Raw genomic sequence first — 22,314 nt, 5'->3', positions numbered from 1 at the left:
TAAGACCGTTTTACGCCAAGGCACTGACGGCGACGGGGATCGGATCCTCGCCGGGGGCCAGCTCGATTATGGTGTTGACGATCTGCGGCGTGGCGATCGTTTCGGCGATAAAGCTGGCGACATCGGCTCGTTGGATCGTACCATAGGGAACGGCCAACCCGGCCGCGACCTTGCCGGTGGCTTCATCTTCGCCAAGCGTGCCCGGGCGGATGATGACGAATTCCAGCCCGCTGCGGACCAAATGAACATCGGCCATCTTCTTGATCCGCATGTAGTTTTCGAAACCCTCGCCCAGATCGGCGGTGCGCCCCGCCTCGGGGAAGACCGAGATCAGGTAGATGCGCTTGACGCCGGCCTCCTTGGCGGCGGCGACGGTCTTTTCGAAGCCCTCACCATCAACCGCCTTGGTCAGCTCCGGCCCGGCACCACCGGCACCTGCGGCGAAAACCACGGTCTGGACGTCTTCCATCATCGCGGCCATGTCCTGAACGCTGATCTGCGTCAGGTCGCCCTTGACCGGCGTGGCGCCCAGATCTGCCAATTGATCATGCTGTTCGTCATGCCGGTAAAGCGAGCTGACGCGATTGCCGTTCGCGATCAGCTGCGGGGTCATGAGGCGGGCGATCTGGCCCGCGCCGCCGACGATGAAAATATGTGCCATTGCGTTCGCTCCTTTGCGTATGGGGCAGGGAACGTCGGCCAGGGCTGTCGGGTTTCGTCGGTCAGCCCGCTTCGCGGATGCGTTCCTCGACGATCTCGAAGGGAACCGAGGGTTCGTCCTTGGCGCCGCGGATCACCAGCGAGGTCTTTACCGAGGCGACGTTCGGTGCCGCCGTCAGCGCATTCGTCAGGAAGCGCTGGAAAGTCGAAAGATCGGGCGAGACGCACTTCAGGATGAAGTCGATTTCACCGTTCAGCATGTGGCACTCGCGGACCAGAGGCCAGTCTTGGACCAGCGCCTCGAAAGCCGACAGGTCGCGTTCGGATTGCGAATTCAGGCGCACCATGGCGAAGACCTGCACCTCGAAGCCCAGCTCGCGGGCGTCGATATCGGCGTGATAGCCGCGGATGTAGCCAAGCTCCTCCAGCGTGCGGACGCGGCGCAGGCAGGGCGGTGCCGAGATCCCGACCCGGCGGGCCAATTCCACGTTGGTCATCCGGCCATCGGCCTGCAATTCGGCAAGGATCTTACGGTCGATGTCGTCGAGTTTGGCGCCGGCCATGGTGGTCTTTCTTTAACAGGGTCTTGGCGTTACCGGAAACTACAATGCGGCCCGCGAATGCGCAACAATCTTTCTGGGATTGCGGGTGCGCCGGGATGCGTTGCAGTCGGGCTTCGAAGCGACTACCTCATGCACAAACCAAGATTGGGGCGCAAGATGACCGAACGCACGCATGTGAAACTTTTGATCGTCGGATCGGGTCCGGCCGGCTATACCGCTGCTGTCTATGCATCGCGGGCCATGCTGGAGCCGATGCTGATCCAGGGCATGCAGCCCGGCGGCCAGCTGACCATCACCACCGAGGTCGAGAACTGGCCCGGCGAGACCGAGATCCAAGGCCCCGAACTGATGGTCAAGATGGAGGCCCACGCCCGCGCCATGGGCGCCGAGATCGTGACCGACATGGTCACCTCGCTGGACCTGCAGAAGCGCCCCTTCACCGCCACCTGCGACAGCGGTCGCGTCGTGACGGCCGATGCGGTCATCCTTGCCACGGGCGCACAGGCCCGCTGGCTGGGCCTGCCCTCCGAGGAGAAGTTCAAGGGCTTCGGCGTCAGCGCCTGCGCCACCTGTGACGGCTTTTTCTATCGCAACCGCGAGGTCGTGGTGGTCGGTGGCGGCAACACCGCCGTCGAGGAGGCGCTGTTCCTGACCAAATTCGCCAGCAAGGTCACGCTGGTCCACCGCCGCGACAGCCTGCGCGCCGAGAAGATCTTGCAGCACCGGCTGCTGAACCATCCCAAGGTCGAGGTCATCTGGAATCATCAGCTGGAAGAGGTGACGGGCGTCGACACGCCGATGGGCGTGACGGGTGCCACGCTGCGCTCTACCGTTGACGACAGCACACGTCAAATCGCGGCGGATGGCGTCTTCGTGGCGATTGGCCATGCCCCCGCCAGCGAGCTGGTCAAGGATCAGCTGGAGCTGCACAACGGCGGCTATGTCAAGGTCGAGGCGGGCAGCACCCGAACCTCGATCCCCGGCGTCTTTGCCGCGGGCGATCTGACCGACCACATCTATCGCCAGGCAGTGACCAGCGCGGGCATGGGCTGCATGGCGGCACTGGACGCCGAGCATTTCCTCGCCGCCCAGGACGGGGTCGAGGTGGCGCCTGAGCAGTTGGTCGTCGGGACCGTCTGAGCCTTCCAAGGCACGCTGTGTGAATTCGCGGGGCAGGGACGGTCTAGCCGTCTCTGCCCCGTTGCATTTCTACCATACGGTGCAAGAAGCCGCCGACCGACTGACAAAAGCGTTTTCCCAGACTTGAATATCGCTTTCGAGACTTGTATGCCCGTCGCAAGTCACGCGGTCCCAAGGGGTCTGCGTGGTCATTTGTCTCATGTAATCAGCAGGTTTCGCACATGACCAATCCGAACCAGACCCCGATCCCCGAGCTTTACGTCTCGGCCGACGCTGCAGCCGCACTGAAAGATGAAGCGGGCAACATGCCCAGCTGGGACCTGACGCCCCGCCAGATCTGCGATCTGGAACTGCTGATGAACGGCGGCTTCAACCCGCTGAAGGGCTTTCTGACCGAGGCCGACTACGATGGTGTCGTCAACGACATGCGCCTGACCTCGGGCGCGCTTTGGCCGATGCCGATCAACCTGGACGTGTCCGAGAAATTCGCCGAAGGGCTTGAACCCGGCACCGACATCGCCCTGCGCGATCAGGAAGGCGTCATCCTGGCCGTCATGTCCGTCACCGACAAATGGGTGCCGAACAAGTCGCTGGAGGCCGAGAAGGTCTTCGGTGCCGACGATCTGGCCCATCCGGCCGTCAACTATCTGCACAACACCGCCGGCCCCGTCTATCTGGGTGGCCCGGTCAAGGGTCTGCAGACGCCGACGCATTACGACTTCCGCGCCCGCCGCAACACGCCGAACGAATTGCGTACCTTCTTCAAGAAGCTGGGCTGGAACCGTGTCGTCGCCTTCCAGACGCGCAACCCGCTGCACCGCGCCCACCAGGAACTGACCTTCCGTGCCGCACGCGAAGCCCAGGCAAACCTGCTGATCCATCCGGTCGTCGGCATGACGAAGCCGGGCGATGTCGATCACTTCACCCGCGTGCGCTGCTATGAGGCGGTGCTGGACAAATATCCGGCCGCCACGACCAACCTGTCGCTGCTGAACCTTGCCATGCGCATGGCCGGCCCGCGCGAGGCCGTCTGGCATGGCCTGATCCGCGCCAACCACGGCGTGACGCACTTCATCGTCGGCCGCGACCACGCCGGCCCCGGCAAGAACAGCGCCGGCGAGGATTTCTATGGCCCCTATGACGCCCAGGATCTGTTCCGCCAGTACGAGGACGAGATCGGCGTCGAGATGGTCGACTTCAAGCACATGGTCTATGTGCAAGAGCGCGCCCAATACGAGCCCGCCGATGAGATCGAGGAAGGCGTGACCGTCCTGAACATCAGCGGCACCGAGCTGCGCCGCCGCCTGCGCGAAGGTCTGGACATTCCGGAATGGTTCAGTTTCCCCGAGGTCGTGCAGCAGCTGCGCCGCACCTCGCCCCCGCGCGCCCAGCAAGGCTTCACGGTGTTCTTCACCGGCCTGTCGGGATCGGGCAAGTCGACCGTCGCCAACGCGCTGATGGTCAAGCTGATGGAGATGGGCGGTCGTCCCGTGTCGCTGCTGGACGGCGACGTGGTCCGCAAGCACCTGTCGTCCGAGCTGGGCTTCAGCAAGGAGCACCGCGATATCAACATCAAGCGCATCGGCTATGTCGCATCGGAAATCACGAAGAACGGCGGCATCGCGATCTGTGCGCCCATCGCCCCCTATACCGCGACCCGCCGCGCCGTGCGCGAGATGGTCGAGGCCGGTGGCGCCTTCGTCGAGATCCACGTCTCGACCCCGCTGGAGGAATGCGAGCGTCGTGACCGCAAGGGCCTCTACAAGCTGGCTCGCGAAGGCAAGATCAAGGAATTCACCGGGATTTCCGATCCTTATGAAGAACCCACGAACGCCGAGCTGACCGTCGACACGACCAATATCGACGTCGACGGAGCAGCCCACCAGGTGCTGCTGAAGCTGGAGGCGATGGGCCTGATCGGCCTCAGCTGAGCGACCGCCATGTGATGGAACGGCCCCGGTGCGACACCGGGGCCGTTTCGCATTCGGAACCTTTACGCCCCGTTCCTGTTCGTCAGCAGCCCGCCCCCACGAGGATCCCATGCAGAACAGCCAAGAAACCAAACCCACCATCAACCCTTGGGTCACAGCCGTGCTGCTGCTGATGGGCAACTTCATGAACCTGATCGACGTCAGCATCGTGAACGTGGGGCTGCCTTCGATCCAGCGCGACCTTTCCGCCAGCGAAACGCAGATCGAATGGGTCTCGGCGGCCTATGTGCTGGCCTTTGCGGCGGGGCTGCTGCCCTGCGGCCGCTTTGGGGACAAGCTGGGGCGCAAGCGTTTGTTCATCATGGGCGTGTCGCTGTTCACGCTGGCTTCGGTTTTCTGCGGATTGGCGCCGTCGATCGGTGTGCTGATCGGGTCCCGCGCCCTTCAGGGGATCGGCGGGGCCATGATGGTGCCTCAGGTCATGGCAATCATGCATGTCATCTTCGCCCCCGAGGAAAAGGCCAAGGCCTTTGCACTGGCCGGTGTCATCGTCAGTCTTGGTGCGGTCATGGGGCCGTTGCTGGGTGGCCTGCTGATCACCGCCGACATCTATGGCCTGGGGTGGCGTCCGATCTTCCTGGTTAACCTGCCTGTGGGGGCGTTGGTGGTTCTGGGTGGCTGGAAGTTGATCCCGCGCCTGTCATCGTCGCGGACATTGGCGATCGACTGGTGGGGCGTGATGCTGTTCGCCCTGACGATCACGCTGATCGTACTGCCCATGGTCGAAGGACCCTTGCTGGGATGGCCTTTATGGTGCTTGGCGCTTTTGGTGTTTTCGGTGCCGATGGGCATCATGTTCGTCCGCCGTCAGTTCGGGCTTGAGGATGCGGGCCGCGAACAGCTGCTGCCTGCATTGCTGATGCGGGACGGTGGCTTCCTGTCGGGCATCACCATCGTCATGCTGCATTTCTCGGCGATTCCGGGGATGTTCCTGATCTTAGCCATCTATTTCCAGACCGGTTTCGGCTTCAGCCCGCTGCAGTCGGGACTGGCGACGGCTCCGTTTCCCTTGGGGATCATGCTGGGCAGCTGGATCACGGGCCGCTTCGGAACACGTCTGCTGACCACCCGCATCGCGATCGGAGCCGGTTTTCTGGTCATGGGCATGCTGTTCCTGCGCCATGTCGCGGGCAACCCTCCCTCGGGGCTGCAACTGACGACGCTGGCACTGCCCTTGGCGGTGAACGGCTTTGGCATGGGGCTTGCCATATCGCCGCTGTTCCAGATGGTGCTGCAAAGCGTTCCGGGCAAGATCGCGGGTGCTGCCACCGGCGGGATGCAAGCGTTCCAGCAGGTCGGCGCCGCCATAGGCATCGCCATCGCATCCAGCCTGTTCTTCGTTCAGCTTCAGGACGGACAGGGGGATTATGCCGGTGCGATCCACTATGCGCTGACATATCAAGTCATCGTCTTCTCGACGATCCTGCTGATCCTGCTGACGCGCGCCATCGTCCTGCGCCGTCGTGGCCCCGCCATGGAGGCCTGAGCATGTGGCGCTCTTCACTGGAAGTTTTCGATATGGCATCCGGTGATGTCCGCGTCATCTGCCGCAGCCATGATGTTTTCGAGGCCCCGAACTGGCACCCCGAGGGGTGGTTTCTGGTCAACAGCGGCGGGCGACTTTTCCGGGCGGATGACAAGGGACTGCATCCCCTGCCGACCGGTTCGAATGAACGATGCAACAACGACCACGGATTTTTGTCGGATGGGCGCATCGTCTTTTCGGCCCATGACGGGACAGGCGCGGGGATGCATCTGTTTGATGGGCGGGAATGTCGTCCGGTCGGACTGCCTCGGCCAAGCTGGTGGCATGGGGCGCATGGGTCGCTGTTGACCTATGCCTGTGTTCGGGGCGGCGACCGGGTGGTGCGCATCGCCACCTATGATCTGGATACGGGAACCGAGAGAATACTGACGCCGGACACTGCCCATCACGACGGTCCGGATTTTTCCAGTTGCGGGGCGTTCATCTGGTACAACAGCGATGCCACAGGCCACGCCCAGATCTGGCGAATGCGCCGCGCTGGCAGCGAGGCCGCACCCGTCTTTCGCGACGAAAACGTAAACTGGTTCCCGCATCCATCGCCCTGTGGGCGGCATGTCATCTATCTGGTCTATCCGCCCGGAACCGCGGGTCATCCGGCCGATATGTCCGTCCAGATCCACGCGATGTCGCCGGACGGAAGCAAACGACGCAAGCTGTTGGCGCTGCATGGTGGGCAGGGCACGATGAACGTGCCCTGCTGGTCACCTGATGGAAGTGCATTCGCCTATGTCAGGTTCAATGAACGCTGACGGGCTTCAGCTCGTTCTGGCGGGCAATGGTGAAGGCAAGGTTGCGGTCGCGGACCAGGGCCAGACGCTCGCCCTCGACGTCGTGGACGGCATACATCGCGCTGATGCCATCCAGCTTGTCCTGAACATCCTGCGGCAGGGTGCTGGTGGCGACCTTGCGGACATAGACGGTCTGCGCCAGTTGGCTGTCGCCGAAATCGAATTTGGTATCCATGGTGATCCCCTTACTTGCGGCTGATCGGAATGGTCTGAACGACCTGTTCGGGCTGAACCCGGCGCAGATCGACATGAAGAAGGCCGTTTTCCATCGTGGCCGAGATGACCTCGACCCCGTCGGCCAGCACGAAACTGCGCTGGAAGGCACGGGCGGCGATACCGCGATGCAGGAAGACACGGTCTCCCTCGGTCTCGGGCATTCGACCGCGGATCACCAATTGGCGATCCTCGGTGGTGACACCCAAATCTTCCTCGCGGAACCCTGCGACGGCCAATGTGATCCGGAAACCGTCGGGCGCCATATGTTCGATGTTATAGGGAGGATATCCCTCACCGCCCTTGGCGGCGCGTTCGGCCAGGCGTTCCAATTGGTCGAAGCCCAGCAGGTAGGGGTGCGACCCCAGTGAAATCTTCGTCATCTCAGCCCTTTGCTTTCAAGCGACTGTACCGACCCCCGGTCCCGATCATCGGCGACCGGGGTCATGGCTCCAATATGTGGACCCGCCGGCGATCTTGCAAGAACTTCGCCCGTTCAGCTGCGGAAACTCGACCCTTCGGCGCATGATTTTGTTAACAAGGGCGGCATTCCGGGCTATAAGGATGAAAACAACGGCATCTTCGATCCCATGAATATCCAGCACTCCATGAACCATGACGACATCTGCCGCGCGCGCCTCGAGGCGCTGCGCTGCGAGCATCGCGATCTGGACGAGGCGATCGCCGCCCTGCACGGGCAGCAAGTGCCGCCCTCGCTGGCGCTGCAGCGCCTGAAGAAGCAGAAGCTGTCGCTGAAGGATCGCATCGCGCGGCTTGAAGACGAACTGACGCCCGACATCATCGCCTGATTGCGACCGGCCCCGTGGCACGCTATGCGATGGCCAGCATAAACTTGGGGGCAAGCGATGGAAACACCGGTGGGAATCATCATGGGCAGCCAGTCGGACTGGCCCACCATGCGCGAGGCTGCGGCCATTCTGGATCAGCTGGACATCCCTTACGAGGCCAAGATCGTCAGCGCCCATCGCACACCCGACCGGTTGTGGGAATACGGCAAGACGGCGGTTGATCGCGGGTTGAAGGTGATCATTGCGGGTGCAGGCGGCGCAGCGCATCTGCCCGGCATGATGGCATCCAAGACGCGCGTTCCGGTGATCGGCGTTCCGGTGCAAACCAAGGCGCTGTCGGGTGTCGACAGCCTTTATTCGATCCTGCAGATGCCCAAGGGCTATCCGGTCGCCACCATGGCCATCGGCGCGGCCGGTGCCGCCAATGCCGGGTTGATGGCGGCAGGCATTCTTGCGGTCAGCGATCCGGAACTGGCGCAACGGCTGGACGACTGGCGCGAGGCGCTGTCGGCGTCGATCCCGCAGGAGCCGCGCGATGAGTGATATTCGTACCATCGGCATTCTGGGCGGCGGGCAGTTGGGCCGCATGCTCTCCGTGGCCGCCAGCCGCCTTGGCATCCGTTGCCACATCTATGAACCCGGCACTTCACCGGCGGCCGATGTCGCATGGCGGGTGACCCATGCCCCCTATGACGACCAGGACGCGCTGCGGACCTTCGCGGAATCCGTCGACGTCATCACCTATGAATTCGAGAATGTGCCGACTTCGGCATTGGATCTGCTGGAAAAAATTTGCCCTCTTCACCCTAACCGCAAGGCGCTTTCCGTGTCGCAGGATCGGGTCACGGAGAAGACCTTCCTGAACGAGATCGGCCTGACCACGGCCCCCTTTGCGGATGTCCCGGATGAGGATGCCCTGGCCGGGGCGATCGAGCGCATCGGGCGCCCGTCGATCCTGAAGACCCGCCGCATGGGCTATGACGGCAAGGGTCAGGTGCGGATTGGTGACGGCCCTGCGGAATGGACCGGGGCTCCTTCCGTTCTGGAAGGCTTCGTCGATTTCACCGCCGAGATCAGCGTCATCATCGCACGCGGCAGAGACGGCCAGGTCGCGGCCTTCGATCCCGGTCTGAACGTCCACCGCGAGGGCATCCTGCGGACGACGACGGTTCCCTGCGGGCTGCCGTCGCGCGTTACGACCGATGCGGTTCTTTGCGCCGCGCGCATCGCCAATGCGCTGGATTACGTCGGCGTCATGGGGGTCGAGCTGTTCGTGACCCCCGCCGGCCTGCTCGTGAACGAGATCGCGCCGCGGGTCCACAATTCGGGTCACTGGACGCAGGCGGGTTGTGCCGTCGATCAGTTCGAACAGCACATCCGCGCCGTCGCGGGCTTGCCTTTGGGCGACGGCAAGCGATACGCCGATGTGGTGATGGAGAACCTGATCGGCGACGACATGGATCGGGTGCCCGAACTTTTGTCGACGCCGGGTGTGCAGGTGCATCTCTATGGCAAGGGCGATCCGCGCCCCGGTCGCAAGATGGGCCACGTCAACCGGATCGGCACATGAGGCCCACACGTCCGAGGTTGGCGGTTCGCGCCGCCATCCTCCACAACGACCGGCTGCTGATGGTGAATGCCTATCCGGGGCAGAAGTCCGATCTGTGGTGCCTTCCCGGTGGCGGGGTCGAGCCCGCGCAATCACTGCCCCAGAACCTGCAGCGCGAGGTTGCAGAGGAAACCGGTCTGTCAGTTCAGGTGGGCGATCCGATCCTGATCAACGAATTCCACGATCCGCGCGGCAGCTTCCATCAGGTCGAGCTGCATTTTCGCGCGACTTTGACCGGTCCCGACACCATCACGCTGGCCGACCCCGAGGGCGTTGTGAACCGTTTCCATTGGGTCACGCGCGATCAGTTGGCACAATTGCGGCACAAGCCCGATGGGCTGGCCAATGCGGTTTGGGGGCAGAATGCCGCCATCTATGATCCGCTCGAGGCGATCATCATGTGAGAAGGGCGCGCCGATCCGGCGCGCCCTTTTCGCTTATTCGGCAGCTTGGATGTCCGTTTCCGACCCCGGCTTCATCTGGAAGCCACGCTCCAGCTGGTCGAAGGGCGCGACCGGATAATCGCCCGAGAAGCAGGCGTCGCAATATTGCGGGCACTTGCTGTCGCGCCCCTCGGCCTCGCCCACGGCGCGATAGAGACCGTCAAGCGAGACGAAGGCCAGGCTGTCGACGCCGATCCATTTGCGCATTTCGTCGGGGGTCATGTTCGCGGCCAGCAGCTTGTCGCGGTCGGGCGTGTCGACGCCGTAGAAGCACGGCCAGGCCGTGGGGGGCGAGGCGATGCGGAAGTGCACCTCGGCGGCGCCTGCGTCCAGGATCATGTCCTTGATCTTGCGGCTGGTGGTGCCGCGCACAACGCTGTCGTCGACCAAGACCACGCGCTTGCCCGCGATCAGGGCGCGGTTCACGTTCAGCTTCAGCCGCACGCCCATGTTGCGGATCTGCTCGGAGGGTTCGATGAAGGTCCGGCCCATGTACTGGTTGCGGATGATTCCCATGCCATAGGGAATGCCCGATTCCTGCGCGTAACCGATGGCGGCGGGGGTGCCGCTGTCGGGGACGGGGCAGACCAGATCGGCCTCGATGGGGGCTTCGCGGGCCAGTTCGACGCCGATCTGGCGGCGGGTTTCATAGACCGAGCGACCGCCGATGATCGAATCGGGACGCGAGAAATAGACATGCTCGAAGATGCAGAACCGGCCCTTGGACGGCCCGAAGGGGCGCGAGCTTTCGATCTTGCCCTTCGAGATGACGACCATCTCGCCCGGCTCGATCTCTCGGATGAACTCGGCGCCGATGATGTCCAAGGCGCAGGTTTCCGAGGACAGGATATAGCCATCCTCGCCTACGCGGCCCAGGACCAGCGGGCGAACGCCCAAGGGGTCGCGCACGCCCATCAGCTTGGTGCGGGTCATGGCGATGACGCTGAAGGCACCCTCGATGCGGCGCAGGGCGTCCTTCATGCGTTCGGGGATGTTGCGCTGGATCGAACGCGCCATCAGGTGGATGATGCATTCGCTGTCGCTGCTGGACTGGAAGATGCTGCCACGCTCGATCAGTTCGCGGCGCAGGGCGGCGGCATTGGTGATATTGCCGTTATGGGCGATGGCCGAGCCGCCCATGTGAAACTCGCCGAAGAAGGGCTGTACGTCGCGGATAGCGGTCGCGGCCTTGGTCCCGGCGGTGGAATAGCGCACATGGCCGATGGCCAGCGAACCGGGCAGGGTGGCCATCAGTTCGGGCTTGGTAAAGTTGTCGCGGACATAGCCGAAGCGATGGGCGCTGTTGAAGCCGTGTTCGGGATCATGTGCGACGATGCCGCCGGCCTCCTGGCCCCGATGTTGCAAGGCGTGCAATCCAAGAGCCACGAAATTGGAGGCATCGGCCACGCCGATCACACCGAAGACTCCGCATTCTTCATGCAGTCGGTCCGAATCGAACGGATGGGCCAGGAAGGGTTTCATGGGCACGTCCTGAGGTCTGGGGGCATATGGGGGGCTATCTAGACCCAGCCTTGCATAAAGTCACGCCCCCGCAAACCTGCGGGGGCGCTTTTTCGTCATCAGCCTGTCGCAATCGGGCGTCGTTGCCTCAGTTGGTCGCAGCCGGGCTGACCGTTTCCCCGGACGAAGTGCAGGCCATGACCATCTGTTCATAGCGGTTGACGATCCAGCCCGGCGCATCGGCGGGGATCTGTTCGTCCATCTGGGTGCGCATGCGTTCGAAAACCTGCGCCGAACGCGAGTTTTCGACCATGGCGACCGTCTGGCTTGTCATAACACGGTCATAGACAATGAAGGCGATGGCCACCAAGAGGACGCCACGCGCCACGCCGAACAGAAACCCGATACCCTGATCGATGCCGCCCACGGCCGAACGCTGCACGACCGACGAAAACAAGGGCGTGATGATGGAAAACACCACCAGCGCCAGCGCAAAGACGACTGCGAAAGCGGCGATCGTTGCCAGTTCGCAACTGTCGCCCATGAAACGGTCGAGGACGGGGACCTGGGCGATCATCGGACGCACGGTCGGCGCGAAAAGGAAGGCGAGCACGGCGGCGGCGATCCATCCCAGGATGGCCAGCGATTCGCGAACGAAGCCGCGCGACCACGCCAATATTGCCGAAAGGATGATGACGCCCGCCACCACCGCATCGATGATCGTAAATCCGTCCATTGACCTGCCCCTTGCGCCGGTTGTTCATGTATTACAGGTGCTTCAGCCGGCGCCGAAAATGTCACCCACAAATCCCGTCAGGTCGGTCACGCGCCGAAGCGTCGTGCCGCCCTTTGTGTCGTCGCCGGCCTCGACCTTCTGGCCCTCCGGCAAAATCGCTTGTGAAAAACCAAGTTTCCGCGCTTCTTTCAACCTGTTTTCGGCCTGCGCCACCGGGCGCAGCGCACCCGAGAGGCTGATTTCGCCGAAAAGTACGGCCTCGGGGGGCAGGGGATTGTCCTCGCGCGCGGACAGCAGCGCGCCCGCGATGGCAAGGTCGGCGGCGGGTTCGACGACCTTCATGCCGCCCGCCACGTTCAGAAAGACGTCGAGGCCCGCGAAGGGAATGCCGCATCGTGCCTCGAGAACCGCCAGAATGGTGCTGACGCGGCCGCTGTCGAGACCCACCACCGTGCGGCGCGGGCTGGCGAGGGTGGATGGGGCGACAAGGGCCTGAATCTCGGTCAGGACGGGGCGGGTGCCCTCGATGCCCGCAAAGACCGCGCTGCCGGCGATGGGCTGGCCGCGTTCGGAAAGGAACAAGGCCGAGGGGTTCGTGACCTCGGCCAGGCCGCTGCCCGTCATCTCGAAGACGCCGATCTCGCCCGAGGGGCCGAAGCGGTTCTTGACGCTGCGCAGAATGCGGAACTGGTGGCCACGTTCGCCCTCGAAATAGATGACGGTGTCGACCATGTGTTCGACGACGCGGGGTCCGGCGATCTGGCCTTCCTTGGTAACATGGCCGACCAGGATCACGGCCACGCCGCGCCGCTTGGCAAATGTGACAAGCTCATGCGCGGCGGCACGGACCTGTGCCACGCTGCCGGGCGCGGCCTCGACCGTGTCGGACCAGAGCGTCTGGATCGAGTCGATCACCACCACGTCGGGGCGTTCGGCGTCCAGCGTCGTCAGGATGTCGCGCAGGTTGGTTTCGGCGCCAAGACGCATTGGAGCCTCGGCCAGGCCAAGGCGGACGGCGCGCATGCGGACCTGCGCGCTGGCTTCCTCGCCGCTGAAATAGATGGCGTTGAGGCCGCGCATTGAAAACGCCGCCGCCGCCTGCAGCAGCAGCGTGGATTTGCCGATGCCCGGATCGCCGCCGACCAGCAGGGCCGATCCGGGGACAAGCCCGCCGCCAAGGACGCGGTCCATCTCCTCCATCCCCGACAGGCTGCGGGGCGGGGGCGGTTCGGTCGTGGACAGGCCCGACAGGGGCACCGCACGCCCCTTGTGCGCGCCCAGACCGCGACCGGGGCCTTGGGACAGGGGGGCCTCTTCGATGATGGTGTTCCATGCGCCGCAGGCGTCGCAGCGTCCGGCCCATTTCTTGTGGGCGGCGCCGCAGGCGGTGCAGGTGAAAGCGGAGGAGTTCTTTGCCATGCGCCGATATGTGACACTTGGGATCACCCGTCGCAAGTTGGGTATTTGCGCAACCGAGAAATCCTCACGCCATTGTCGGCTTGATCTTTGAACGGTGCGGGGTCAGGGTCTGCGCGGATTTCCAGCAGGCCCAGAACATGTCCAGCCCCAGACCGTTTTCCCGTTTCGAATTCATGATCGCATGGCGGTACCTGCGCGCCCGCCGGGCCGAGGGTGGGGTCAGCGTGATGACCTGGATCAGCCTGATCGGCATCGCGCTTGGAGTGATGGCGCTGATCGCCACGCTGGCCGTGCGGGCCGGGTTCCGGGCCGAATTCGTGGATACCATCCTTGGGGCGAATGCCCATACCACCGTCTATATGGCGCCCCGTCAGGTCACGAACGAATATACCGACGACGTCTATGTCGTGCCCGGCAAGATCGAGGATTACCAGGATGCCGCCGCAAGGCTGGCCCAAATCCCCGGCGTTACGCGGGCGGCGGCGGTCGTCAAGGGGCAGGTCATGGCCTCGGCCAACGACAGCAACAATGTGGCCGAGGTGTTCGGTATTTCCGCGGACGATCTGAAGGCGATGCCGCGGATCGTCGATCCCGAGACCTCGCAGGGTGATCTGGCCGATTTCGACAAGGGCATCGCCATCGGGCAGGGCATCGCGCGCGAGTTGAACGTGGGCTTGGGCGACAAGGTCCGCCTGATCGCCCCCGAGGGAGCGCGGACCGCATTCGGCACCACGCCGCGTGTCAACGCCTATGAGGTGACCTTCATCTTCAGCGCCGGGCGCTATGACATCGACCGGACGCGCATCTATATGCCCATCGCCGAGGCGCAGAGCTATTTCAACCGCGAGGGCGTCGCCGACGAGATCGAGGTCTTTGTCGACGACCCCGAAAACGTCGATCAATGGGCGCTGCCGCTGATGCGTGCCATGGGCGAGGGTGCGCAGGTCTGGAGCTGGCGGGACGCCTCGGGGTCGTTCCTCTCGGCGCTGGACATGGAAGACGGCGTCATGTTCGTCATCCTGTCGGTGCTGGTTCTGATCGCCTCGATGAACATCACCAGCGGGTTGATCATGCTGGTCAAGAACAAGGGCCGCGACATCGGCATCCTGCGCACGATGGGGCTGACAGAAGGGTCGGTGCTGCGGGTGTTCTTCCTCTGCGGGGCCTTCACGGGCATCATCGGGACCATCGCGGGCGTCGCCTTGGGCGTCCTGCTGGCGCTGAACGTCGACAACATCATGGCGGCGCTGAATGCGCTGACCAATGGCGGCGCATGGCAGCCCGAGGTGCGCGGCATCTATCGTCTGCCGGCGGAGCTTCGGGCCTGGGACATCCTGCGCGCGGCCGGATTGTCGCTGACGCTGTCCTTTATCGTTACCATCTTCCCCGCGCGTCGTGCCGCGCGCATGAACCCGGTCGAGGCGCTGCGCTATGAATGACGTGTTGAACCTGAAGGCCGTGGGCAAGACCTATGACAAGGCGGGGCCCGCGCCGGTGCCCGTCCTGGACGCGCTGGACCTGACCGTCGCGCGGGGCGAGGTCGTGGCGCTGGTCGCGCCATCCGGTGCGGGCAAATCGACGCTGCTGCATATTGCGGGGCTGCTGGACACGCCCGACACGGGGCAGGTCCTGCTGAACGGTCGCGACATGACCGGACTGCCGGATCGCGACCGGACCGAGGCCCGGCGGCAGGAATTGGGCTTCATCTATCAGTTCCACCACCTGTTGCCGGAATTCAGCGCGGCGGAAAACATCATCCTGCCGCAGCTGGCGAATGGCGTTTCGGCGCGTGATGCGGCTTCGCGGGCCGAGATGCTGCTGGGCCATGTGGGGCTGTCGCATCGCGCCTCGCACCGTCCGGCGCAGATGTCGGGGGGCGAACAGCAGCGGGTGGCCTTCTGTCGGGCGCTGGCGAATGGCCCGTCGCTGCTGCTGGCGGATGAGCCGACGGGCAATCTGGACCCCGAAACCTCGGATCGGGTGTTCGAGGTGCTGATGTCGCTGGTGCGCGAAACGGGGCTTTCGGCGCTGATCGCAACGCATAACCACGCGCTGGCCGACCGCATGGACCGGGTCGTTCGGCTGGCGCGCAGCTGAACGCCATTGCACGGTCATGCGCGGCGTTGCATCCTTGTCCCGCAAGATGATGCAACGGGGGGCAGAATGCGCGGAATACTTATGGTTTTGGCAGGTGGCATCGGGGCGGCGACCCTGGTTGCGGCCTGTGCGCCGGAACAGCGCATGACGGGCGCGGCCAAGGATTACGCAGAAAACTGCGCGGCCTGTCACGGCCCCGCCGGGCGCGGCAACGGTCCGGCAGCCGTGGGCATGACGCCGCCGCCGCCCGACCTGACCCTGTTGGCCAGCCAGAACGAGGGCATCTTTCCCAAGGCCCGCGTCATGGGTCAGCTGATCGGCAACACCATGGGTCGCAGCGAGGCGCATATGCCGATCTTCGACGAATTGCGCGATGGACCCACGGTCATGTTCGACGACGGCTCGGGTCAGGCCGTGGCGACGCCCGCGCGGGTGGTGGCGCTGGCCGATTACCTGCAGGGCCTTCAGCGCTGATGCTTCGGCCAGCGGCCTTGGTCGCGGCGGCGCTGCTGGCGACCCCTGCCACCGCCGATCCCTTCGAGGATTTCGGGACGACGATGAAATACGGGCTGCCGCTAGCGGCGGCGGTCTGTGCCGTCGATCAGGGCCGGTTCGAGGATTTTGCCATCCGGGGCGCAGCGCAGGCGGTGTTCGTTCTGGGGCTGAAAGCAGTCTTCGACGGAACCGATATCGGGATGCGACCCTCGGGGGCGGGTCGTGGGTTCCCCTCGGGGCATTCGGCGGCGGCGGGTTTCGGCGCGGGTGATCTGGCCGGCAAATGCTTCGACGACTCTGCATTGGGCGCGGCCGCCTATGGCGCGGCGGGGCTGACGGCGGCCAGCCGGGTCCACGCGGGCGAACATACGCCCGCGCAGGTGCTGGCCGGGTCGCTGATCGGGATCAGCTTCGGCGCGGCCAGCTTCGGTTTCGGGGGCGAGGAAGCCTCCTTCGACTTCGGCTTGCGGTTCTAGCCGACAATCACGCGCGGCGCATCGCTGGCATCCCCGACCTTGCCGATGACGTTGGCATCGCCAAAGCCGTGATCGGCAAAGCAGGCCATCACCCGCTCCAGCGCATCGGGGCTGCAGGCGACCAGCAGGCCGCCGCTGGTCTGCGGGTCGGTCAGCAGCGCCCGCGCATCATCGCCGAAGCCTGCGGGAAGCGTGATCCTCTGGCCATAGCTATCCCAGTTGCGACCCGAGGCGCCGGTGACATGCCCGGCCTCGATCATCGCCTGGATGCCCTGAAGCTTTGGCACCGCGTTCCAGTCGATATGCAGGTCGCAGCCCGATCCGCGTGCCATTTCCAGCGCGTGCCCGCCAAGGCCGAAGCCCGTCACGTCGGTCATGGCATGGACGCCCTCGACCGAGGCCAGGTCGGGTCCGGGGCGATTCAGCCTGGTCGTGACCTCGACCATGCGCGCGTAACCGGCATCGTCCAGCTGGCCCTTCTTCAGGGCCGCGGACATGACGCCGACACCCAGAGGCTTGCCCATGACCAGCAGATCGCCGGTCTGCGCATCGGCGTTCTTCTTCAGCTTGGCCGGATCGATCAGGCCCAATGCGACAAGGCCATAGATCGGTTCGACCGAATCGATGGTATGGCCGCCCGCGATGGGGATGCCGGCCTGTCGGCAGATGTCGGCCCCGCCATCCAGTACCTTGGCGATCGTGTCATGCGAGATGGCGTTGATCGGCATGCCGACCACGGCCAGCGCCAGAATCGGCGTCGCGCCCATGGCATAGACGTCGCTGATCGCGTTCGTCGCGGCGATCTGGCCGAAGTGGAAGGGATCGTCGACGACCGGCATGAAGAAGTCGGTCGTGGCGACCAGCGCCTGGTGTTCGTTTAGCCGATAGACCGCGGCATCGTCCGAAGTCTCGATCCCGACCAGCAGCTCGGGCGGGACGGGCAGGGCGGCGCTGCCCCGCAGCAGGCCCGACAGGACGCCGGGCGCGATCTTGCAGCCGCAACCGCCGCCATGGGCAAGCGAGGTCAGGCGCGGTTCGGGCGTGGCGGGGGTGTCTTGGGTCATCTGCATCGCTCCTGTGGCGGCCGTTTCGGGGCGCAACATAGACCGGCAAGGGGGGCATGTTCCAGCGCCCCCGCTATCTGCTTGCAGGCGAAGGGCGCGAAGATTAGAACAGGCCAAATTTTCCGGCCGCCGCCTTATCGGTGGCCCTTCTTGCTATGAGGACGATGATGAACGTCAAGGAAACCCTGAACGACGGCCTGAAGCGTGGGTACCAGTTCACGCTGCCCGCCGCCGAACTGGCCGCCGCCGTCGATGCGAAGCTGAAAGAAGCCCAGCCCGAAGTCGAGATGAAGGGCTTCCGCAAGGGCAAGGTCCCGATGGCCATGCTGAAGAAGCAGTTCGGCCCCCGCGTCCTTGGCGATGCGATGCAGGAAGCCATCGACGGCGCGCTGCGCGATCACCTGGAAACCTCGGGCGACCGTCCGGCCGTCCAGCCCAAGGTCGAGATGGAGAACGGCGAGCAGTGGAAAGAGGGCGATGACGTCGTCGTCAACGTCACCTACGAAAACCTGCCCGAGATCCCCGAGGTCGACCTGTCGACCCTGAAGCTGGAAAAGCTGACCGTTCCGGCCGAAGAAGCCGCCGTGACCGAGGCGCTGGAAAACCTGGCGAAATCCTCGCAGGCGTTCGAGGACCGCAAGAAGAACAGCAAGGCCAAGAGCGGCGACCAGGTGACGATCGACTTCAAGGGCTTCGTCGACGGCGAAGCATTCGAAGGCGGCGAGGCCGAGGACTATCCGCTGGTTCTGGGTTCCAACAGCTTCATCCCCGGTTTCGAGGATCAGCTGGTCGGCGTGAAGGTTGACGAAGACGTGAAGGTCGAAGTCAAGTTCCCCGAGGAATACGGCGCCGCCCATCTGGCAGGCAAGGACGCGACCTTCGAATGCAAGGTCAAGGCCGTCAAGGCCCCCGTCGACGCCGAGATCAACGACGAGCTGGCCAAGAAATTCGGCGCCGAGGATCTGGATGGTCTGAAGAAGCAGATCGCCGAGCGTCTGGAAGCCGAATACGCCGGTGCCGCACGCGCCGTGATGAAGCGCGGCCTGCTGGACCAGCTGGACGAGAAGGTCAAGTTCGACCTGCCCGCCTCGCTGGTTGAAGCGGAAGCGTCGCAGATCGCCCACCAGCTGTGGCACGAAGAGCACCCCGAGGTTCACGATCACAACCACGGTGAGATCGAGACCACGGAAGAGCACAAGACCCTGGCAGAACGCCGCGTTCGCCTTGGCCTGCTGCTGGCAGAAATCGGCCAGAAAGCCGAGATCACCGTGAACGACCAGGAAATGACCCAGGCCGTCATGCAGGCTGCCCGTCAGTATCCCGGTCAGGAACGCGCCTTCTTCGAGTTCATCCAGCAGAACCAGCAGGCGCAGCAGCAGCTGCGCGCGCCGATCTTCGAAGACAAGGTCGTCGACCACATTGCGGACAAGGCCGATACCTCGACCAAGACCGTGACCAAGGAAGAGCTGGAAAAGGCCGTCGAGGCACTGGACCAGCTGTGATCCGTCACATCTGAAACCTGAATGGGGCCGCATTTCGATGCGGCCCTTTTTCATGGGCGCAAGCATCTTTGCCGCACCTGCATCCCATTACTTGAGTTGGCCGGCGCGCGATACTAACTGCATCACATGGATGCGAAACTTCACCTGATGAAACTTTGCGTCGGCGCCGAAGGGCCCGACGATCTGGCCGCATGGCAGCAGCAGCGCTTTGGCAAGGCCGCGGCGATGCATGTGACCCGCATGTGGCCCAAGCGCGAGGCGGAGCTGCTGGACGGTGGCTCGATCTTCTGGGTGTTCAAGGGCGTCATGCTGGCCCGCCAGCGCATCTTGTCGCTGGATGAGGTCATCGGTCAGGATGGCATCCGCCGCTGCGGCCTGGTGCTGGACCGCGACCTGATCCGCGTTGCCGCCATTCCGCGTCGCGCCTTTCAAGGCTGGCGCTACCTCAAGCCCGAGGATGCCCCCGCCGATCTGCCGAAAGGGCGTCAGGCTGAGGAGGCCTTGCCCCCGTCCATTGCCGCTGTACTGGCCGAAATGGGGCTTCGCTGAGCGGTGCTTGACGCGGCTGGCGGCTTGGGGTACCGGAAGGGCAAGGCGGGTGTAGCTCAATGGTAGAGCAGAAGCTTCCCAAGCTTACGACGAGGGTTCGATTCCCTTCACCCGCTCCAATCCCACGACTAATGATGATTTGCGCGCCGTCATGGTGACGTTGCCCGATCTTTACCTGATGCGTCACGGTCAAACGCATTGGAATGTCGCGGGGCGTCTGCAGGGGGCGCTTGATTCGCCGCTGACCGACACGGGTGTTTCTCAGGCACGGTGTCAGGCGCAACTGACGCGTGACATCGAGGCTGTACGCGTCAGCAGTCCGCAGGGCAGGGCGGAACAAACGGCGGCGATCGTATTCGAGGGCCGGGCGTGGCACAGCGACCCGCGTTTATCCGAGATCGGCATCGGCAGTTTTGCCGGACAAGATGCGGCAAAGCTGCGGGCCGAAAATCCCCGACTTTTCAGGGATGGAAACCTGTCTTGGTACGACCATTGCCCCGGAGGTGAAGGCTTGGCAGCCCTGCAGGAGCGATGCCGGGACTTTCTGAAGGAACATCGCGCCCCGACGATCGTCGTGACACATGGTGTGACCCTGGCGATGCTGTTCGCCATCCGGACCGGACGAAATTTCGCCACCATCGGCCCTGAGATTATGCGTCAGGGAATCGTCCTGCATCTGACCGGACGTCGATTCCGGATCCTGCAATTTTCTGGCATTGATCATTCGCAATGTTGATGGCAAAAGCCAATGTGTATGGCCCGTTAGCTCAGTGGTAGAGCGTCCCGTTTACACCGGGTCGGTCGGCAGTTCGAATCTGTCACGGGCTACCATTTCTTCCCGATAATTCATCACCGATTTCCCGGACCCGGCCAGTCTGCTTTCTGTTTGAGCAGTCACAATGGTGTTCTTTTACAATGCCTTGCATTGGGCGTAGCGCAGCACTCTTAGTGTCACAGCCGCAAAGAACGAGGGTCCAATGAGTCAGCGCAAGAAAATCGTGATCGTGGGTGCGGGGTTCGGCGGATTGGAAGCGGCCAAGGGTCTGGAGAACTCGGGGCACGATGTGACCCTGATCGACAAGACCAATCACCACCTGTTCCAGCCGCTGCTTTATCAGGTTGCAACCGCGGCCCTGTCGCCGGCCGATATTGCCGAAACCACGCGGTCCGTGCTGAAGGCAGAGAACGTCACCGTCCTGATGGCCGAGGTGACAGGCGTCGATACCGCGGCACGGAAGGTCAGAACCGATACGGGGCAGGGGATCGACTATGATTTCCTGATCCTGGCAGCAGGGGCCGACTACAGCTTCTTTGGGCATGACGAATGGGCGGATGTCGCGCCCGTTCTCAAGACGTTGGACGATGCATTGCGCGTCCGCGAGAAGTTGCTGAGCAGCCTGGAAGCCGCCGAACACTGCATGGACGAGGCAGAGCGTCGCCGTCTTCTGACCTTCGCCGTCGTCGGCGGTGGTCCGACGGGCGTCGAGATGGCAGGATCGATCGCCGAACTGACCCGGTCGTCAGCGGGCCAGTTCCGCCACATACGCGCCGATGAGATCCGCATCAAGCTCATCGAGGCGGGTCCCAAGATCCTTGGAACCTTCACCCCCAGACAGTCCGCATACGCGCTGAAGGCATTGGAGCGTCATGGCGTAGAGGTCGTTCTTGAGACCCCGGTGCGCGACATCACGACCGAGGGGTTGCAGGCAGGCGATGAATGGATCGACTGTGCCTGCGTGATCTGGTGCGCGGGGACCGAGGCGCGCAAATCGGGTGAATGGATTGGGGCAGGGATGGCACGCAACGGTGCCATCGTCGTCGGCCCGGATTGCGCGGTGCCCGGCCTGCAGGACGTCTTCGCCATCGGTGATGTCGCTTCCTTCCGCCAGCCGGACGGATCGCTGCTGCCAGGGCTTGCGCCCGTGGCAAAACAACAGGGCCGCTATGTGGCCAAGCTGATCCGCAACCGCATCGAAGGCCGACCCGAGGGGAAGTCGTTTCGCTATCGCAACTGGGGCTCCATGGCCGTGATCGGACGGTCGAAGGCGGTCGCCGATTTTGGGACGGTCAAGCTGAAGGGCTTTGTGGCCTGGCTGATCTGGTCCATCGTGCACTTGGGCCTGCTGGTCAGCTTCCGCAATCGGCTGTCGGTCTATTTAAACTGGTGCTGGTCCTGGCTGACCCGCCGCCAAGGCGCCCGTCTTGTCACGCGCCCGCAGGAGGCTGGTCGCCAACGGATTATCCGCGACAACATGAAGCCGGAACTTCCGGAGGTTTGATACCGGGAGGATTGTTCTGAATGACCGAGGCCAAGGATTGTATAACAATAGGCTTCGGTCGACCTTTGTACAAGTTTGCTGGCATCCTTCGAAAGTTATGTGTTGAATTGCGTGGGTCTCCTCACCTCCATGTAAAATAGAACCGACGCAAGAACATCGCGGCGAATGTCGAAATCATACTTGTGATTTCAATTGAAAGAAATCGTCACAGATCACTCAAGGGGATTTCTAGAATAGGGCGGCTTTGATTGCCTAGGTCATGTTGACGAAAGGGATTCACAGGGCGCGCTGATCATGATTCAAGCTGGTATCTGCGATGGAGACCAGCTTGGCACGAGACCTGATGTCGGACGAAGAGTAGGCGTTTCACGAGCGTTTTATCTTGGCCATCCGCGCCCCGAATGGACGCAAACCAATCAACCATCGCGTTGTTCTTGATGGAATTTGCTGGATTGCACGGACAGGATCGCCGTG

Annotated in this window: 25 protein-coding genes, 2 tRNA genes and 1 pseudogene; 19 read left to right on the top strand and 9 right to left on the bottom strand. The window is 63.5% G+C overall.

The annotated features are described in order from the left end of the window. Positions 1-10 precede the first annotated feature (10 nt). Both DDE75_RS09300 and DDE75_RS09295 read right to left on the bottom strand, forming a co-directional pair. A complete protein-coding gene (locus DDE75_RS09300) occupies positions 11-661 on the bottom strand; it encodes an NAD(P)H-binding protein (RefSeq protein ID WP_108502119.1) in 651 nt (216 codons plus the stop codon). Positions 662-722: 61 nt separating this feature from the next. Continuing rightward, positions 723-1,223, bottom strand: coding sequence for an Lrp/AsnC family transcriptional regulator (locus DDE75_RS09295; protein WP_072297221.1), 501 nt, complete (start codon positions 1,221-1,223; stop codon positions 723-725). 156 nt (positions 1,224-1,379) lie between these two features. On the opposite strand from DDE75_RS09295, the gene trxB reads away from it, so the two are divergent. From trxB to DDE75_RS09280, 3 genes are all read left to right on the top strand, one after another. Further along, the gene (trxB, locus tag DDE75_RS09290) at positions 1,380-2,363 is read left to right on the top strand and encodes a thioredoxin-disulfide reductase (RefSeq protein ID WP_108502118.1); all 984 of its coding nucleotides are present in this window, start codon (positions 1,380-1,382) and stop codon (positions 2,361-2,363) included. Between the two features lie 221 nt (positions 2,364-2,584). Beyond that, positions 2,585-4,294, top strand: a complete 1,710-nt coding sequence (locus DDE75_RS09285) for a bifunctional sulfate adenylyltransferase/adenylylsulfate kinase (RefSeq protein ID WP_108502117.1) — start codon at positions 2,585-2,587, stop codon at positions 4,292-4,294. 109 nt (positions 4,295-4,403) lie between these two features. Further along, positions 4,404-5,840, top strand: coding sequence for an MFS transporter (locus tag DDE75_RS09280; RefSeq protein ID WP_108502116.1), 1,437 nt, complete (start codon positions 4,404-4,406; stop codon positions 5,838-5,840). A 14-nt stretch (positions 5,841-5,854) separates the two neighbouring features. Here the strand turns inward: DDE75_RS09280 and DDE75_RS17265 are convergent, their stop codons facing one another. Then, the gene (locus DDE75_RS17265) at positions 5,855-6,085 is read right to left on the bottom strand and encodes a hypothetical protein (RefSeq protein ID WP_162798966.1); all 231 of its coding nucleotides are present in this window, start codon (positions 6,083-6,085) and stop codon (positions 5,855-5,857) included. A 135-nt stretch (positions 6,086-6,220) separates the two neighbouring features. Here DDE75_RS17265 and DDE75_RS17260 point away from each other — a divergent pair, with 135 nt between their 5' ends. After that, positions 6,221-6,649 (top strand): TolB family protein, encoded by a 429-nt coding sequence (locus tag DDE75_RS17260; RefSeq protein WP_162798965.1) that lies wholly within the window; start codon positions 6,221-6,223, stop codon positions 6,647-6,649. Here the strand turns inward: DDE75_RS17260 and DDE75_RS09270 are convergent. Together DDE75_RS09270 and DDE75_RS09265 are read right to left on the bottom strand one after the other, a co-directional pair. Then, a complete protein-coding gene (locus DDE75_RS09270; protein ID WP_108502114.1) occupies positions 6,636-6,863 on the bottom strand; it encodes a DUF1150 family protein in 228 nt (75 codons plus the stop codon). The two genes, DDE75_RS17260 and DDE75_RS09270, sit on opposite strands and share 14 nt — an antisense overlap. Positions 6,864-6,873: 10 nt before the next feature. Then, complete coding sequence (locus DDE75_RS09265; protein ID WP_108502113.1) at positions 6,874-7,284, bottom strand: Hsp20 family protein; 411 nt, start codon at positions 7,282-7,284, stop codon at positions 6,874-6,876. A gap of 207 nt (positions 7,285-7,491) precedes the next feature. Here DDE75_RS09265 and DDE75_RS09260 point away from each other — a divergent pair, with 207 nt between their 5' ends. Genes DDE75_RS09260 through DDE75_RS09245 form a run of 4 tightly spaced genes read left to right on the top strand, consistent with a single transcriptional unit; the run spans position 7,492 to position 9,723 of the window. Further along, complete coding sequence (locus tag DDE75_RS09260; RefSeq protein ID WP_108502112.1) at positions 7,492-7,710, top strand: YdcH family protein; 219 nt, start codon at positions 7,492-7,494, stop codon at positions 7,708-7,710. Between the two features lie 57 nt (positions 7,711-7,767). Continuing rightward, positions 7,768-8,253 carry a 5-(carboxyamino)imidazole ribonucleotide mutase gene (purE, locus tag DDE75_RS09255; RefSeq protein ID WP_108502111.1) on the top strand — a complete coding sequence of 162 codons (486 nt, stop codon included), beginning with the start codon at positions 7,768-7,770 and terminating at the stop codon, positions 8,251-8,253. After that, positions 8,246-9,280 carry a 5-(carboxyamino)imidazole ribonucleotide synthase gene (locus DDE75_RS09250; RefSeq protein WP_108502110.1) on the top strand — a complete coding sequence of 345 codons (1,035 nt, stop codon included), beginning with the start codon at positions 8,246-8,248 and terminating at the stop codon, positions 9,278-9,280. The genes purE and DDE75_RS09250 overlap by 8 nt, the downstream gene beginning before the upstream one ends. Next, the gene (locus tag DDE75_RS09245; RefSeq protein ID WP_108502109.1) at positions 9,277-9,723 is read left to right on the top strand and encodes an NUDIX domain-containing protein; all 447 of its coding nucleotides are present in this window, start codon (positions 9,277-9,279) and stop codon (positions 9,721-9,723) included. The genes DDE75_RS09250 and DDE75_RS09245 overlap by 4 nt, the downstream gene beginning before the upstream one ends. Before the next feature lie 33 nt (positions 9,724-9,756). On the opposite strand, the gene purF is transcribed toward DDE75_RS09245, so the two are convergent. The 3 genes from purF to radA all read right to left on the bottom strand — a co-directional run bounded on the left by purF (position 9,757) and on the right by radA (position 13,378). Continuing rightward, the gene (purF, locus tag DDE75_RS09240) at positions 9,757-11,244 is read right to left on the bottom strand and encodes an amidophosphoribosyltransferase (RefSeq protein WP_108502108.1); all 1,488 of its coding nucleotides are present in this window, start codon (positions 11,242-11,244) and stop codon (positions 9,757-9,759) included. Positions 11,245-11,371: 127 nt separating this feature from the next. Continuing rightward, positions 11,372-11,959 (bottom strand): CvpA family protein, encoded by a 588-nt coding sequence (locus DDE75_RS09235; protein ID WP_108502107.1) that lies wholly within the window; start codon positions 11,957-11,959, stop codon positions 11,372-11,374. Positions 11,960-12,001: 42 nt separating this feature from the next. Continuing rightward, positions 12,002-13,378 (bottom strand): DNA repair protein RadA, encoded by a 1,377-nt coding sequence (gene radA, locus DDE75_RS09230; RefSeq protein WP_108502106.1) that lies wholly within the window; start codon positions 13,376-13,378, stop codon positions 12,002-12,004. A 137-nt stretch (positions 13,379-13,515) separates the two neighbouring features. On the opposite strand from radA, the gene DDE75_RS09225 reads away from it, so the two are divergent. The 4 genes from DDE75_RS09225 to DDE75_RS09210 all read left to right on the top strand — a co-directional run bounded on the left by DDE75_RS09225 (position 13,516) and on the right by DDE75_RS09210 (position 16,446). Continuing rightward, positions 13,516-14,817 (top strand): lipoprotein-releasing ABC transporter permease subunit, encoded by a 1,302-nt coding sequence (locus tag DDE75_RS09225; protein WP_108502377.1) that lies wholly within the window; start codon positions 13,516-13,518, stop codon positions 14,815-14,817. Beyond that, entirely contained in the window at positions 14,810-15,475 is a 666-nt protein-coding gene (locus tag DDE75_RS09220; protein WP_108502105.1) for an ABC transporter ATP-binding protein, read from the top strand. The genes DDE75_RS09225 and DDE75_RS09220 overlap by 8 nt, the downstream gene beginning before the upstream one ends. Before the next feature lie 66 nt (positions 15,476-15,541). Beyond that, on the top strand, positions 15,542-15,949 hold the full coding sequence (locus DDE75_RS09215) for a c-type cytochrome (RefSeq protein ID WP_108502104.1): 408 nt from the start codon (positions 15,542-15,544) through the stop codon (positions 15,947-15,949). Then, the gene (locus DDE75_RS09210; protein WP_245894681.1) at positions 15,949-16,446 is read left to right on the top strand and encodes a phosphatase PAP2 family protein; all 498 of its coding nucleotides are present in this window, start codon (positions 15,949-15,951) and stop codon (positions 16,444-16,446) included. The genes DDE75_RS09215 and DDE75_RS09210 overlap by 1 nt, the downstream gene beginning before the upstream one ends. Here DDE75_RS09210 and selD read toward each other — a convergent pair. Beyond that, positions 16,443-17,510, bottom strand: a complete 1,068-nt coding sequence (selD, locus tag DDE75_RS09205; RefSeq protein WP_211659322.1) for a selenide, water dikinase SelD — start codon at positions 17,508-17,510, stop codon at positions 16,443-16,445. The genes DDE75_RS09210 and selD overlap by 4 nt on opposite strands. Before the next feature lie 167 nt (positions 17,511-17,677). Here selD and tig point away from each other — a divergent pair, with 167 nt between their 5' ends. The 7 genes and pseudogenes from tig to DDE75_RS09170 form a co-directional block, all read left to right on the top strand. Further along, positions 17,678-19,012: a trigger factor gene (gene tig, locus DDE75_RS09200; protein WP_108502374.1), complete on the top strand. Its 1,335-nt coding sequence runs from the start codon at positions 17,678-17,680 to the stop codon at positions 19,010-19,012. Between the two features lie 126 nt (positions 19,013-19,138). Further along, a complete protein-coding gene (locus DDE75_RS09195) occupies positions 19,139-19,561 on the top strand; it encodes a DUF1489 family protein (protein ID WP_108502103.1) in 423 nt (140 codons plus the stop codon). Positions 19,562-19,606: 45 nt separating this feature from the next. Then, positions 19,607-19,680: transfer RNA gene (locus DDE75_RS09190), tRNA-Gly, on the top strand. Between the two features lie 32 nt (positions 19,681-19,712). Further along, positions 19,713-20,297 (top strand): histidine phosphatase family protein, encoded by a 585-nt coding sequence (locus tag DDE75_RS09185; protein ID WP_108502373.1) that lies wholly within the window; start codon positions 19,713-19,715, stop codon positions 20,295-20,297. A gap of 20 nt (positions 20,298-20,317) precedes the next feature. Then, a tRNA-Val gene (locus tag DDE75_RS09180) sits at positions 20,318-20,392 on the top strand. A gap of 146 nt (positions 20,393-20,538) precedes the next feature. After that, positions 20,539-21,840: an NAD(P)/FAD-dependent oxidoreductase gene (locus tag DDE75_RS09175; protein ID WP_108502102.1), complete on the top strand. Its 1,302-nt coding sequence runs from the start codon at positions 20,539-20,541 to the stop codon at positions 21,838-21,840. 316 nt (positions 21,841-22,156) lie between these two features. Beyond that, a pseudogene (locus DDE75_RS09170) lies at positions 22,157-22,314 on the top strand (IS5/IS1182 family transposase); the annotation flags it as partial.

Source organism: Paracoccus indicus (assembly GCF_003056335.1).
Taxonomy (GTDB): domain Bacteria; phylum Pseudomonadota; class Alphaproteobacteria; order Rhodobacterales; family Rhodobacteraceae; genus Paracoccus; species Paracoccus indicus.
This window is presented reverse-complemented; position numbering and strand designations above follow the sequence as displayed.